Here is a 15,356-nt window from a genome sequence, read left to right as displayed (position 1 = left end):
AAAGATCGTCCGAACGCGGCCCGAGCCTTCGGCAGCGCCTACAGGGGTTTGCGATAGCTGTTGATGATCGCCGAGAAGTCCTTGCCACCCTCCCCGCGCTGGCTCATCGCCTGATACAACTGCTGCGCCACTGCGCCAAGCACCACCGGTTGGTGCGCCTGACGTGCCGCCTCCGTGGCCAGCCCCAGATCCTTGAGCATCAGTTCGGCACCGAAACCGCCGGTATAGCCGCGCGAGGCCGGCGCCGTTTCGACGATGCCCGGCCACGGGTTGTACATTTCCGAACTCCAGCAACGCCCGGTCGAGCTGTTGATGATCCCGGCCAACACACCGGTGTCGATCCCCAGCGCATCGCCCAGGGCCATGGCTTCACTGACGCCGACCATGGAGATCGCCAGCAACAGGTTGTTGCAGATCTTGGCAATTTGCCCGGTGCCGACTTCGCCGCAATGGACGATGTTGCGGCCCATCTGCGCCAGCACAGGTTGCAGGGTGGCGAACAGTTCAGGGGTGGCGCCGACCATGAAGGTCAGCGTCCCGGCCGTGGCACCGCCGGTGCCGCCGGAAACCGGTGCATCGGCCATGGCCACGCCTTGCTTGGCCGCTGCGGCAGCCACCTCGCGCGCGGTCTGCGGATCAATGGTGCTGCAATCCACCGCCGGCACGCCTTTGCCGATACCGGCGAGCACGCCATCCTCACCCAGCCAGACGCTGCGCACATGCACAGCGGCGGGGAGCATGGTGATCACCAGCTCTGCGCCTTCTGCGGCCTCGCGGGCCGAGGCGCTGATGCTGCCACCCAGTTGTGCCAGCTCGGCCAGCACGGTTTTGTTCAGATCGACCAGGTTCAGCGAATGGCCAGCCTTGATCAGGTTGCGCGCCATCGGCGCGCCCATGTTGCCGAGACCGATAAAAGCGATTTTCATGTCCGGCTCCTTAACGCAAGTTGATGGTGGTGTTCACACCGTCGTTGACGCTGTCGTCATCGAACCAGCGACTGGTGACAGTCTTGGTCTGAGTGTAGAACTGCACCACTTGCTTGCCATACGGGCCGAGGTCGCCGAGTTTCGAACCACGGGAACCGGTGAAGCTGAAGAACGGGACCGGCACCGGAATCGGGATGTTGATCCCGACCTGGCCGACGTCGATTTCGCTCTGGAATTTACGCGCCGCCGCACCGCTCTGGGTGAACAGGCCGGTGCCGTTGCCGAACGGGTTGGCGTTGACCAGCGCAATCGCCTGGTCGAGGGTGTCGACTTCCAGTACCACCAGCACCGGGCCGAAGATTTCCTGGGTGTAGATCTGCATCTCGGTGGTTACGCCGGAGAACAGGGTCGGCCCCACAAAGTTGCCCTTCTCGAAGCCCGGAACGCTGATCTCGCGACCGTCGAGTTCCAGCTTGGCGCCTTCCTTGATGCCGCTTTCGATCAGATCCAGAATCCGCGCCTTGGCCTTTTTGGAAATCACCGGACCGACGTCGGTGCCCGCCTCGCTACCCGCGTTCACTTTGAGTTTCTGCGCCAGTGCCTTGAGGTCCGGCAGCCATTGCCTGGCCGCGCCCACCAGCACCACCACCGACGTCGCCATGCAACGCTGACCGGCGGCACCGAAACCGGCGCCGACCAACGCATTAAGGGTTTGTTCGCGATTGGCATCCGGCAGCACCACGGCGTGGTTCTTGGCGCCCATCATCGATTGCACGCGTTTGCCGTGTTTGCCGGCCAGGTCGTAGACGTGCGTCCCGACGGCGGTCGAGCCGACGAAGGAAACCGCCTTGATGTCCTTGTGCGTGCAAAGTGCGTCCACCACGTCCTTGCCACCGTGAACCACGTTGAGCACGCCCGCCGGAACACCGGCCTCGATGGCCAGTTCCACCAGCAGTACGGTCGACAGCGGATCCTGTTCGGACGGCTTGAGCACGAAGGTGTTGCCGCAGGCGATGGCCATCGGGAACATCCACAACGGAATCATCGCCGGGAAGTTGAACGGGGTGATGCCGGCGCAGACGCCGATCGGCTGACGCAGGGTGTAGGTATCAACGCCACCGGCAACGTTCTCGGCGAACTCGCCCATTTGCAGGGTGCCGATGGAGCAGGCATGCTCGACCACTTCCAGGCCACGGAAAATGTCGCCTTCAGCGTCAGCGATGGTTTTACCTTGTTCGGCACTCAACACCACGGCGATGCGTTTGGAGTGTTCGCGAATCAACGCCTGAAGCTTGAGCATGATGCGCATCCGCGCGCCGATGGGCGTCAGCTTCCAGGTCTGGAAGGCGCGATGGGCAGCATTGATGGCGGCGTCGACTTCCTGCGCGGTAGCAAACGGGACCTTGGCCAGCACTTGCTGGGTCGCCGGGTTGACGATGTCGTGCCACTCGGTGGTCTGGGACTCGACCCACTCGCCGTTGATCAACAGCTTTACGGTCTGGACGGTGGTTTCGTTTGGCGTGAGCGATGCGTTCATGCTGGTCTCCAATACTTATTGTTATGCAGGGAGCCAAGGCGGGTAAGTCGCCTTGAGATGAGGCGTGTGTCGCGAATTGGTTGTCGGACTGTTTTTGGAGTATAGATGTGCAAACTTCTAATAAGAACGCACATAAAAGCCGGTCCAATATGCAAAAAACATCACGTCTTTAGGTTCGCTGAACTGGGATGACCTCAAGTTTTTCCTCGAAGTCGCCCGCACCCGCAAGGCCAGCACCGCGGCCAAGCGCCTGGCGGTGGACTACACCACCGTGTCCCGGCGCATCAATTCGCTGGAAGCGGCATTGGGCACGTTGCTGTTCGAAAAGTCCCGGACCAGCGGTTTCGTCCTGACCGCCGAAGGCCTGCGCTTGCTCGGTTATGCCGAGTCGATTGAAAGCACGCTGCACATGGCCTGTGAGCAGGTTTCCGGTTCCGGCGTGGCGTTGTCCGGGCATGTGCGCATGGGCTGCACCGAAGGCTTCGGCAGTTTTTTCATCACCCCGCAGTTGAGCCACTTCGTCGACGCCTACCCGGCGATCTCGGTGGACATCCTGCCGCTGCCGCACTTCATCAGCCTGTCCAAGCGCGAGGCGGACATCGTCATCGCCCTGGAGCGCCCGGAGCATGGCCCGTACGTCTGCTGCAAACTCTGCGACTACAAATTGCAGCTGTACGCGACCCAGGATTACCTCGACAAACACCCACCGATCCGCCGCCCGGCCGACTTGGGTAAACATTCATTTATCAGTTATGTCGACGACCTGGCGTTCAGCTCGGAGCTGCTGTACCTGGCGAACGTGCTGCCCGGCGCCAGCGCCAACCTGCGCAGCACCAGCGTGATCGCGCAGTTCGTGGCGGCGCAGCAAGGGCGATCCCTGGCGATTCTGCCGTGCTTCCTGGCGGCGCAGGATCCACGGCTGCTGCCGGTGTTGCCGGCAGAGATCAACATCACCCGGCAGTTCTGGATGTACTGCCGCGAGGACCTGCGCAAGCTCAAGCGGATCACCCTGTTGTGGGATTACATCCGTCAGGTTACAGAGCAGAATCAGGGCCTGTTGATGGGGAAAACCGGAGAGATGTTGTTCGCCGATTAGTCGGCGATCACCACAATGGACACCCGGCGATTCTCGGTACGCCCGGCCGGTGTGTCGTTGGAGGCAACCGGCTCCTTGCTGCCGAGCCCCTGAAGCTTGATGTTCTGTTCTTTCATCCCGGCAGCCGTCAGCACCTTGCCGACGCTTTTCGCCCGGCGCAGGGACAACTGCTGGTTGTAGGTCTCTTTGCCCGACGCATCGGTGTGACCGTCGACCCGCACCCGCTCGATGCCGACACCCAGCAGGGCCTTGCCGATGCGCTGGACGATCTCGGTACTCTGCGCATTCAGGCTTTCAACGTCGCTGCCGAACAGCACTTTGCCAGACAGGCCAAACGCCCAGCCTTCGTCGGTCAACTCGAAACCTTGTTGCTTGAGTACGGCGATCTGCACCGGGGTCAGGCCTTTTTGTGGCGCGGTCTGGCAACCGGTCAATGCCAATAAGCCCATGAACAGAATGAGCGTGAAAAATTGCAGGGAACGCTGAGGGATTGAGAACACAGAAATTAGCTCCTGGTTTGAATATGGACGACAGGGTGCTCCGACCCGGCCGTGTGCTGTGCGCCTCGGGACAGGCGCTTGGCTTGGTACATCGCCGCGTCGGCGGCGTCGAGCAAGGCCCCCGGAGTGGCGCCATGATCGGGATAGACGGCTATGCCAATACTGAGTGAGGTCAACACCGAGGTATTGCCAGGCAACGAAATGGGCGCCGCCATGCTGGCAATGATCTTGTCGGCAATGCGCTCGGCGTCTTCAGTCTTGTGCAACGGCGTCAGCAGGACAGCAAACTCATCGCCGCCCAGACGCGCCACCAGATCCTCTTCGCGCAATTGCGCACGGACCCGCTTGGCCACGGCCACCAGCACGGCATCGCCAGCGGCATGACCGAAGTTGTCGTTGATCTCTTTAAACCGGTCGCTGTCGAGAAACAACACGGCTACCCGCTCGTTGAGCTTGTTGGCATTGCGCAATGCTCGAATCAATCGACCTTCGAAAAACGCCCGGTTCGGTAATCCGGTGAGGCTGTCATGGCTGGCCTGGTGAGCGAGGGTTTCGTTCTCGCTTTGCAGGTGGGTTTGCCAGGATTCGAGCTCGTCGAGCAAAGCATTGAAGTCGTTGCCCAGGTTATCCAGCTCGGCGATGTCGGCCGGCGGCACGCGTTGGTCGAAGGCACGTTCGCTGCGGGCCGCGTGAGCCACAGAGGCCAGGCTGCGCAGCGGTCCGGTGATTCCACGAAGCTGCCGGCGCGCCAGATACAGCGCGACCCAGGCACTGACGGCCGTACACACGACGATCCCGATCAGCCCGCTGAGCAGGAAGCGCATCAGGCTGCCACCGTGGCCGGTGAGCTGAATGCTGCCGATCTCCCGGCCCTGATGAAGAATGGGCATGCTGATGGGTTTTTCCAGGAAGGCCTTGGCGATCTGCATTTCGAGATCGGAGAACAACCCGGTTTCCGGTCGCTGCCAACGGGCCAGCAGCACACCCTGCTCGTCGAGCACCTGGGCATCGGCGACTTCTTCGGTGGACGCGATCAAGGCCAACGCTTCGGTGGCGGCGACCTTGTCGTTGAACACCACTGCGGCTTCGACGGTGTAGTTGATCGAGCGCGCGATCAGGTGCAGGTTGTGGTCGGCATAGACCCGCAACGCCAGAACCCCGAGCAGGGTCAGCGAGACGCTGGCCATGGCCACGCCGACCAGCGCGACGATCAAATGACCGCGACCGATGACCGAACGCAAGGTTGGGCGCTTACCCGATTTGAATAGATTCATGGAGCCGCCGGTTTGCGGCGCGACAGTTGCAACACACTGGGGTGAATCCGCACGCCACTGCGGGCGACGGAGTCGAGGTTGACCTCGAAGGACACCTGATCGTCGCTGACCCGCAGGCAGAAAAGGCTGCCGACGGTGCATTGATCGCTGCCTTCGCTGATGCTCAGCACCGGGCGACCGGTCAACGAGGTGAACAAGCGACTGCGCTCATCGACGGTCAGCTTGCCGATATAGACGGCATCGCACTCACTGGCAATTGCCGGGTTGTCGGCCAGCAGTCTGGTTACGGTGACAGGTCGACCGGAGGCCTGGGTCGAGCCCTTGACCAGATCGTCGGTGTATTCGGTCGGGCCGACCACACACAGTCGCAACTGCGCAGGCTCCACGGGCCAGCGGGCATAACTGAGAATCCCGAGCACCACCTGGGTGACCGCTTTGGCACGTTGATCGGCCATGCTGACGGTGGTTTCAGGTTGAGCGGACGCGACGCCAGTCAGCAAACAGAGTACGCCGACAAGCAATACGCGCTTGCAGCCAATCACGCACCCTGTCGCTCGGACAGCCACCTTCATGCAGGGATTCTCTTCGATCTTAACGGAATGATGCCGTAACGATAGCACAGCGCCGAAACACCCGCGAGACCGCGGGACAGGGCACTTCGGACAGAATTCCGTCGTTAACCGCTTGGCCTTTTAAGGGCTGGACTTATCTCCCTCCTCCAACTCCAGCATCAACCCGCTCAAACGCTTCACTTTGCGTTGCACGGCCTCCTCAAACACGCCGGCACGCGGCTCGATCAGGGTGAACCAGTCCTTGGCCCGGGTGATCCCGGTGTAGATCAGTTCTTTGGTCAGTACCGGGTTCAGGGCGTCCGGCAGAATCAACGCGGTGTGGGCAAATTCCGAGCCCTGGGATTTATGCACGGTCATTGCGTACACCGTCTCGACATCGTTGAGCCGGCTCGGCAGAACAAAACGCACGCCCCCCTGGCCATCGTTGCGCGGGAAGGCGACACGCAGTACCTGTTTGCCTGCCTCGGGCCCCTCGCGCTCCGGCAATTTGAGCGCAATGCCGATGTCGCCGTTCATCAAGCCCAGGCCGTAGTCGTTGCGGGTCATCAGCACCGGCCGGCCTTCGTACCACTGCTGATCGCCGTCGATCAGCCGGGCCTTGAGCAGGGCGTCGGTGACTCGTAGATTCAGGCCTTCGACCCCCAAGGCCCTTTGCGTACAGCGCACAACAACTGGAAGGTATCGAAGGCTTGCAACACGTGCCGCGCCCACTCGGTCCAGCGTTTGTCATCAAGGGCGCAGTCGACGGGTGGTCGCCGGTTGCGCAGCAGACTCAGGTAATGCCGATAACCGGGTGGTCCGTCGTGATGGCCGTCCAGCAGCAAACGCTCCAGCGCTTTATCCTGTTCACCTTTGAGCGGCATGGAAAACACGTCTTGGTAGTTACGTTCGGCCAGCAGCTTGCGAGCTTCATCGGGCTGTTGCTGATTGACCCGACGCGCCAGCTGACCAATGCCACTGCCCTCGCCGAATCGACGTGAGTGTCGCAACATCACCACTTGCTGGGCCAAGGGATGAGTACCCTCCATATCCTCATGCAAACCGCTGGTTTCGAGACTTTCGCCGCTGACCGCCTCCAGCCACTGGCGAGTCTGCGGGCTGTACCACCCGGCCTCGGCGTCGCGACACAAATCGCCCAACACGGCACCGGCCTCCACGGAAGCCAGTTGGTCCTTGTCACCGAGCAGCACCAGACGCGCATGGGCCGGCAACGCGTCGAGCAAATTGGCCATCATCTCCAGGTCAATCATCGATGCTTCATCGACGACCAGCACATCCAGTGGCAAGCGATTACCGGCGTGGTGGCGGAAATGTCGGGTGCCGGGCCGACTGCCCAGCAAACGGTGCACAGTGGTGACGTCGGACGGAATCTTGTCCCGTACCGCCTCGGCTACCGTCAGGGTCTGGACTTGCTGGCTGATGGATTCCGTCAGCCGCGCTGCCGCCTTGCCGGTGGGAGCGGCCAGACGAATACGCAATGGTTTGCCGGCCTCCACGGCAGGCGCCTGGAGCAGTGCCAGCAATCGCACCACGGTGGTGGTCTTGCCGGTACCCGGACCGCCGGTGACGATACTGAACGCGCCGCGAGTGGCCAGGGCGCAAGCGAGTTTTTGCCAGTCGATCACCTCACCGGCCCTGGCGGGGCCGAACAAACCGGTCAGGCGCTGGAGCAAGTCCGCCGGCGTTGCTTCATGTTCCGCCAGGCGTTGACGCAGGGCATTGTCGATGCGCCGTTCATAAGCCCAGTAGCGGCGCAGGTACAGGCGTTTGCCCGACAACACCAGGGGCCTGTGCCGGGCTTCTTCACGACCGTCTACCGCCAGTGCCACCAGACTGCTGGCGGCCAGCACCTTGCACCAGTGAGCGCCGTCCAGCGCTTCAAGCAATTGCGATGGCAGCAACATCGCGCCACTTTGCAGATCGCCTTCGGGTGGCAGCGACAGGGCGAAATCCGGCGCCTTGAGCGTCTCGAACACGTCCAGGCAGACATGACCGTGACCGAGCTGGTGACTGGTCAACGCTGCCGCGAGCAACACCAGCGGATCATCATCGGGGGCGAGCTCATGGAGGAAGGCGACGAATGCCTTGTCCAGCGCACGCAGCCAACCACGTTCGACCCAGCGGGTGAGCAGCAGCAAAAGGTCGTCCGCACGAGTCAATGGCGCCAGGTCTGCCAGACTGTCGGCCGCCAATGGCGTGGGCAACAAATCGGCGAAGGTGCGGCTCATAGCAGTACTCCCTGTTCCCAGGCGGGCTCGGCCCTGGGTTGCGGCTTGCCCTGGAACAGACGATCCAGGCGCTCGATCAATTCCCGTGGCGGACGGGCGAAATAAACGCCCTGGCTGGCCGCTCGCGTTCCGCGCAGGAACAGGTACAACGCGCCACCGACATGTCGGTCGTAATCGTAATCGGGCAGCCGCGCCTTGAGCTGACGATGCAGGGCCAACAGGTACAACACGTATTGCAGGTCGTAGCGGTTATCGAGGATCGACTGTTCCATGGCTTGCTCGGTATAAGCCGAATCATCGACGCCGAGCCAGTTGGATTTGTAGTCGGCGACGTAGTAACGACCTTCATGCTCGAACGTCAGGTCGATAAAGCCTTTGAACATACCATTGAGCATTACCGGCTCAGCGGCCACTCGGGCCACGCCGTTGTGGGTGTATTGGCGCACCAGTTCATCGAGTTTGAGCACATCGACTTTGTGACTGGCGAACCAGAATTCCATCTCGACCCGGTATTGGTTGAGTTGCTCGAAGACCACTGGAGGCTGTCCGCCGCCGATGTGCAACGGCGATCTGAGCAGGTGCTGCAACCAGTCACTCAACGTGACGATCCAGCCTTCCCAGCCGCGGCGATTACAGCGACGGCCAACGGCGTCTTCGACGGCTTTGGGCGTCGCGCTGAACCCTTCTTCACCGGCCCATTCCAACAAACCATGGAGAAAGGTGCCGGGGTTCGGGCCTCGGGGAAAGCGGTGAATGTCTGCACCGCCGGTGAGCACTTCCCGTGGTGCTTCGGGATCGAGACGTTCGTCGTCGAAGAGCTTTTGCGCTTGCGGGCTTTCCGGCGCTTCGTCAGTGCCCACGCTCAAGATGTCGCCGATGCGCAAGGCGCTATAGGAGGCAATCCACCAGTTTTCGCTGGCCTTGCGTTTGGGAATCAACGGCGCGAGTAAAGTCGCTTCGTTACGCGGTGGATGGTAATGCTCGCCGGTCGCCTCGGGCATCTCGCTGCAATTGAGCGCAGGGCAGTCCTGTTGCAAGTCTTCCAGCCAGCGCCTCAGGCCTGTCGACTCGGCCAATGCCGCACCACCGCCCAGTAAATAACCCAATGCCGACAGGTGCAGTACCGAGCTGTTGTTATTGCCGCGCTTGAGGTCAGTCACACCAAGCCAGCAGGCATGCTGCGCGCGGGTCAGCGCCACATAGAGCAAGCGCAAATCCTCGGCCAGCCGCTCGTCATCGGCCTGGGCGATCAACTCGGCAGTGGGCCTCAGGGTTACCTGAGCCGTGCCCGCGGCATCGTGGTAGTGCAACGGCAGGCGGCTGCCATCCACCGGTTTCGCCGAGCAGATGAAAGGCAAAAACACCAAGGGATACTCAAGCCCCTTCGACTTGTGAATAGTGACAACCTTGACCAGTTGTTCGTCGCTTTCCAGGCGCAGTATTTGCTCCTCACCCGCCTGACCGGACAGTGCCAGGTGCTCGGACAAATGACGGATCAAGGCTTGCTCGCCATCGAGTTCGGCGGCGGCTTGTTGCAGTAGCTCGGACAGGTGCAGCAGGTTGGTCAGCACGCGCTCGCCGTCGCTGCGAGTGATCAACGCCTGGGGCAGTTTGAAGTCATGCAGCAAACGTCGAAGCATCGGCAGCACGCCCTGCTTGCGCCAAGTCTCGCGATAGCGGCGGAACTGCATGACCCGTGCTTCCCAGGCCAGTTCGTCCTGATTCAGTCGCTCGAGTTCGGCCAGCGAGAGGTTCAGCGTGATGCAGGCCAACGCCGCCCGCAGTGGACGCTCGACATCCGGTTCGGCGCAGGCCTTGAGCCAGGTCAGCAGGTCGTGCGCTTCCTGGGCGGCGAACACCGAATCCTTGTCCGACAGATAAACGCTGCGCACACCGCGGGCAGAAAGTTCGCCACGCACGGCCTGGGCCTCTTTACCATCGCGTACCAGAATCGCGATATCCGCTGGCAACAGACCTCGAAAATCCTTGCCGTCCTGTGTGAACCCGGCACGACCTTGTTGCCCGCCATTGAGCAGGGCCGTGATTTCACTGGCGCAAGCGCCAGCCAGTTGTTGTCGGTACACCACGCCGGATAGCGGCTGATCTGCGGACAGATGCCAGATATTCAGCGCCGGTACGCTCTGCCCATCAAGGTGCAGGACTTCTTTGCGACCCTGGGATTCGACAGGCAGGAAAGGTACCGGGTTCTCGCCGCTTTTCTCGCGAAAGAGGAATGCACCGCGCCCGGTCTCACGAGACTCCGCGCGTTCAAAAACATGGTTTACGGCATCGACCATGCCATGGCTTGAACGGAAGTTGGTGCCCAATGTATGCAGACGGCCGGTGGTGGCCTGACGGGCGCGCAGATAGGTGTAGATATCGGCGCCGCGGAAGGCGTAGATCGCCTGCTTCGGGTCGCCGATCAGGAACAGACCGCACTCGGGGTTGTTGTCTTCGATGCGATAGATGCTTTCGAAGATGCGGTACTGCACCGGGTCGGTGTCCTGGAATTCGTCGATCAACGCCACCGGAAACTGTTCACGGATCAGGCTGGCCAGGCGCTCACCACCGTCGGACTGCAAGGCAGCATCGAGACGCAGCAACATGTCGTCGAAGCCCATCTCGGCACGGCGGCGTTTTTCCTCTTCGAACCGCGCCCCCACCCAATGAGCAGCGTGTTGCAGAACCGCGGCATCAGGCGTCGGCAAACTGTCGAGACTGACCTTGAGGCCAGGCATGGCATCCAGCCCGGGATGATGGGGAGCATCGCCCTTCCAGGCTTCGGCCATGCCATCGGGGGTCAGGCGAGTGAAGCCCGTGCCGATGTCCAGTTGCTCGAGGGCTTCGTCTTCGGCCCAGGCCTTGATCTTTTCGAACCAGGGCTCGAAGTAGCGCGCCTGCATCTTGCGTCCGTCGACGCTTTTACTCGCCACGCCCTGGTGACAGATCGCAAGCAGTTCGTCCGCCCATTGGCGCCAGGGCAGCTTGAGTTCGAGCAAGGCGGTGCGGCGTTCGTGGAGGCACTGGGCAATGAGTTCGGCGGGCGCCTTTGCTTCGACGCTCTCACGTTCGCTGGCGAATAGCCCACGTACTCGCGGCAGCAACGCGGCGGGTCCACCCCAGTTACCGCGAACCCAGTTCAGCGCATCGCCCTGCATCGGGTAGCAGAACAGCCGCCAGTAATCGCGCAGGACTTCGCCCAGCAGATCGCTGTGATCGGTTTCCAGGGTCTGGGTGAACAGACTGCCACTGTCGAAGGCGTGCTCACGCAGCATGCGCTGGCACCAACTGTGGATGGTCGAGACGGCTGCTTCGTCCATCCATTGCGCGGCGATGTCGAGGCGGTTGGCGCAACCGGACCATTGCTCGGGAAGGTATTGCTCGCGCAACTCGGCAATCAGACTGTCCGGTGCCGGTGTCTCGTCCCGGAAAAACGCGCGGCTTCGGCCAAACGAGTGCGAATACGTTCACGCAACTCTTTGGTGGCTGCATCGGTGAAGGTCACGACGAGGATTTGTGGCGGTAACAGCTCACGCCCGAAACCACTCGACTCGCCGCCATGCCCGAGGACCAGACGCAGATAAAGCGCGGAGATGGTGAAGGTCTTGCCGGTCCCGGCGCTGGCCTCGATCAGTTGGCTGCCGCGCAGGGGGAAAGCCAGGGCCAGCGGTGTCTTCGTGCTCATGAGCGTGCGCCCTCGCCGGTCAGTGAACGCCAGGGGGCTTCAAGCAGTGGCTTGTACAAGGCGTCGCACCAATCGGGGAAGGTCTGATCGGCAATCAGGCTGTCGTAGTCGGCGAATTGCCGGGCGAGTGCGGGGCTTTCGCGTCGCTCGCCATCGGTCGTCTGACCGTCGCCTTCGTAGGCTTTTCGCGCGGCGGCCCGGGCTTTGACCGGGTCGGTTTGACTGAGCCAGGCGAAGGCGGTTTTCACCGCGATCGGCAACGGTTGGCGCATGCCCGATTGCCAGGCCAGCAGCAGGTTACCGAGGATCTGCAACGCGGCACCCTTTTCCAGCGGTTCCAGCAACAAGCTGTCGTCGCTGGCGACCAGCGCTGTGGTCATCGATAGACCACTGGCGCAGGCAACCAGGTGATTGACCCAGGGCCGCGTCAGGCGATGCCATTTTCGAGTCTTGATTGAGCCGATACTGTTGGGAATCGTGGTGACCGACAGCAACCCTCCGTCTGCGCGCTGATGCAGGCCACTGAGCCAGCCTTCAAGGCGCAAGCCGTGCAGTTCCGGACTTACCGGCACGGCACTGGTGAGCGCTGTCGGCCATAACCTCAGGAGCTGCTGATAACGCTGCAGCAGATCCGGCAGTGGTTCGATCAACTCTCGTTGAAGACATTCGCCGAAACCGGCCATGGGCAGCAGGCCGCTGTTTTGCAGGCGTATGGCCTGGGCTTGCAACGCGCAATCGCAGTGATCCAGCTGACTCAGTGCGGCCTCGAGCAAGCTGTCGCTGAGGCTGTAGCGTTGCAGCGCGTCGAGCACGAAGGGTTCTTCATCGGCCAAAGGGACTTCGGCCGCTTCAAAGAACACCTTGAGCCGCTGGCTGAAGAAATGTCGTACGGGATTGCGCAGGAAGTCCTGCAATTGTCCCAAGCCCAGCGGCTCCTCCTGGATGTAGGGTTCGAGAACCTCGACATCAGTGGCTTGCTCACTGGCTTGATGAAGCACGTGCCACTCACTGGCGTAGCTGAACAGAGCATCGCCTTCGTGGAAATAACGGGCGCTGAACGGTTGCAGGGGATGCTCCTGTGTCATCGCCTCAAGCAAATCATCGGCGTCCCGCGCCAGCCGCCAACCGCTGGCGAGATGATCGCGTAATTGGCCAATCAGCACCGAGGCCGGCCGCTCGCTGTTATCGCGAATGCTGCGGCCTACCCAGCTGATATAAAGCTGACTACGGGCGGACAGCAGCGCTTCCAACAGGAGATAGCGGTCATCTTCACGCCGGGAGCGATCACCGGGACGGTAATCACTGCCCATCAGGTCAAAGTCCAGCGGCGGTTGCGCTCGAGGATAATCCCCATCATTCATACCGAGCAGGCAAACCAGTTTGAACGGGATCGCTCGCATCGGCATCAGCGTGCAGAAGTTGACTGCACCGGCCAGAAAGCGTTGGGACAAGCGGCCCTGGTCGAGACCAGCGAGCCAGGCTTCACGGACGACCGTGAGCGGCAACTCGTCCTGCAACCCCACTGATTCGCAGGTATCGAGCCAGGTTTCACGCAGCTCTTCGAGTTGAGCCAGCAAGTAGTCGTCATGCTCGTTACTGGCCTTGAAAAACAGCTGAACCAGCCCTTGCAAACGTACGCCCCACTCTCTTGGAGGCGCCGGCTGCGTGAGCTGCTGGTGCGCAATCTCCAGCGCGTCGAGCAGCGCCACCAACGGACCGATGAGTGCAGCATCCAGCCCGCCAATTTCGTCGTAGGGTTCTATGCCTTCGCAGGCACTGGCGCTACCGACCGCATAACCGAGCAGCATTCGTCGCAGACCAAAACGCCAACTGTTTTGCTCCAGCGCCTCGGGCAGACCTAGGCCCGCACGTTGCTCGGCATTCATTCCCCAGCGGATGCCGGCACCTTCGATCCAGCGGTGCAGCGTTGGCAGGTCACGCTCTTCGACGCCGAACCGGGCACGGAGTGCGGGGACGTCCAGCAGATCGAGAATCTCGCTGACCGGAAAACGACTGTCCGGGAGTTTGAGCAGGTGTTCGACAGCAATCAGTAACGGATCACGGCCACGCTGGCCCTGATCCGCCAACGTGAAGGGAATGAAACGCTGATCGCTGCGCTCCAGCTGACCAAACACCGCGCGGATGTGCGGGGCGTAGCTGTCGATGTCCGGAACCATCACGATCACGTCGCGAGGTCTTAAATCCGGATGGGCACTGAAACGCTCGAGCAGTTGATCGTGAAGGATTTCCACTTCTCGCTGGGCGCTATGGGCGATGTGAAAACGGATCGACTGATCGCTGTGTAAATCGACAGCCGGCCAGTGGTCGCGAGTCTCGCTCAAGGGACGTAGCTCAAGGATGTCGTCTTGCAACTGATTGAGCATGTTTTGCGGCTGACTGTCGCTGAACAGGTCGATGCGACCATCACGAAATGCCGCACGATAGCTGCCGGGATCGTCGTAGCTGTCGAGCAGATTGATGTAGTCCCGTCCCTGCTTGCCCCACGCGGCCAATAGGGGGTGAGCGTGTTGGTGAAGGGTTTGCGGGTCGAGTACAACCGGCATGCCGCTTTTGCGCGCCTGACGCTTGTATTGATGCCGCAACAAGTCTTTATCGGCGACGATGTCTGCCCAATGGTAACGACATGGGTTATGAACACACAGCAAGACCTGGCTGAATCGAGCCAGTCCAGCAAGTGCTTCCAGTGCTTGAGCGGGCAGCGAAGAGATCCCGAAAACGATCACCCGGGACGGTAATCCACCTGGCGCCGAGTCGAGACGGTTGATGCGTTCGATAAACCGTTGGTGAACGCCGGCACGACTTTGCGCCATGCCTTGTTCCCCTACATCCAACAGCAGCGCACGCCACAGCTCTGCCTGCCAGCAATTGGCCGGGGTTAGTGCCTTGGCTTCCCCTCTGCCATTACGTAGTTGATGTCGGCCTTCTGCCCAATCCTCCAGCCAGTCGGCACGGTACACCTGGTATTGATCGAACAGATCCGCCAGACGCTCGGACAACTGATAGCGTTTGCGCAAATCGGTATCGTGGGTGAGGAAACGTTGCAGGGGTTCGAAATGAGGTTGGTCGATTAACTGCGGTAGCAGACGCATCAGACGCCAGGTCAGCGGCGCTTTATCGAGCAGGGATTTTACCGGGATTTCGTCACGACCCAGGACCATGCGATAGAGCTGCCACATGAAGCTGCCCGGCAATTGCACATCGATGGCCGCCGCAATGCCACAACCGCCCAGATCGTCATCTTCAGGGTCTTCGGCCAGTGCAAGCTTCAGCCATTGGGCGATGCCATTGCTCTGCACCAAGGCGATTTCATTTTCCAGGGGAGCCAGCGGGTAGTGCCGCATTACGCTGATCACAAGGCTACGCAGTTCATCCAAACTGTTGCTTTGAACCACCATAAAACCAGCATTGAGGGACGCGGCGTCCGGCATAAGGCTTCCTTTGGAAAATACAAAAGCTAGGGCCGAACCTTAGCACTGTCGGGAGACTGTGACAGCCGGGAGCCGTCTGAAGATGCGGT

Annotated in this window: 7 protein-coding genes and 2 pseudogenes; 1 reads left to right on the top strand and 8 read right to left on the bottom strand. The window is 61.2% G+C overall.

The genetic code is table 11. From position 1 onward, the window contains the following. Positions 1-38 precede the first annotated feature (38 nt). Both mmsB and JFV26_RS06555 read right to left on the bottom strand, forming a co-directional pair. Complete coding sequence (mmsB, locus tag JFV26_RS06560; protein WP_201190774.1) at positions 39-926, bottom strand: 3-hydroxyisobutyrate dehydrogenase; 888 nt, start codon at positions 924-926, stop codon at positions 39-41. Between the two features lie 10 nt (positions 927-936). Then, entirely contained in the window at positions 937-2,463 is a 1,527-nt protein-coding gene (locus JFV26_RS06555; protein WP_201190773.1) for a CoA-acylating methylmalonate-semialdehyde dehydrogenase, read from the bottom strand. Positions 2,464-2,623: 160 nt separating this feature from the next. Between JFV26_RS06555 and JFV26_RS06550 the strand changes: the two genes are divergently transcribed. Then, complete coding sequence (locus JFV26_RS06550) at positions 2,624-3,559, top strand: LysR substrate-binding domain-containing protein (protein ID WP_201190857.1); 936 nt, start codon at positions 2,624-2,626, stop codon at positions 3,557-3,559. On the opposite strand, the gene JFV26_RS06545 is transcribed toward JFV26_RS06550, so the two are convergent. From JFV26_RS06545 to recC, 6 genes and pseudogenes are all read right to left on the bottom strand, one after another. Next, positions 3,556-4,008 (bottom strand): OmpA family protein, encoded by a 453-nt coding sequence (locus tag JFV26_RS06545; protein WP_201190855.1) that lies wholly within the window; start codon positions 4,006-4,008, stop codon positions 3,556-3,558. The genes JFV26_RS06550 and JFV26_RS06545 overlap by 4 nt on opposite strands. Positions 4,009-4,064: 56 nt before the next feature. Next, complete coding sequence (locus tag JFV26_RS06540) at positions 4,065-5,333, bottom strand: diguanylate cyclase domain-containing protein (RefSeq protein WP_201190772.1); 1,269 nt, start codon at positions 5,331-5,333, stop codon at positions 4,065-4,067. Beyond that, the gene (locus JFV26_RS06535) at positions 5,330-5,905 is read right to left on the bottom strand and encodes a YfiR family protein (protein WP_201190768.1); all 576 of its coding nucleotides are present in this window, start codon (positions 5,903-5,905) and stop codon (positions 5,330-5,332) included. The genes JFV26_RS06540 and JFV26_RS06535 overlap by 4 nt, the downstream gene beginning before the upstream one ends. A gap of 120 nt (positions 5,906-6,025) precedes the next feature. After that, positions 6,026-8,133: pseudogene (recD, locus tag JFV26_RS06530) on the bottom strand (exodeoxyribonuclease V subunit alpha). Beyond that, a pseudogene (recB, locus tag JFV26_RS06525) lies at positions 8,130-11,818 on the bottom strand (exodeoxyribonuclease V subunit beta). The pseudogenes recD and recB overlap by 4 nt, the downstream one beginning before the upstream one ends. Then, entirely contained in the window at positions 11,815-15,267 is a 3,453-nt protein-coding gene (recC, locus tag JFV26_RS06520; RefSeq protein WP_201190766.1) for an exodeoxyribonuclease V subunit gamma, read from the bottom strand. The pseudogene recB and the gene recC overlap by 4 nt, the downstream one beginning before the upstream one ends. Positions 15,268-15,356 lie beyond the last annotated feature (89 nt).

Origin of the sequence: Pseudomonas sp. TH31, assembly GCF_016650815.1 — a bacterium.
GTDB lineage: Bacteria > Pseudomonadota > Gammaproteobacteria > Pseudomonadales > Pseudomonadaceae > Aquipseudomonas.
Note: the sequence above shows the minus strand (reverse complement) of the source record. Positions and strands in the feature narration are given on the sequence as shown.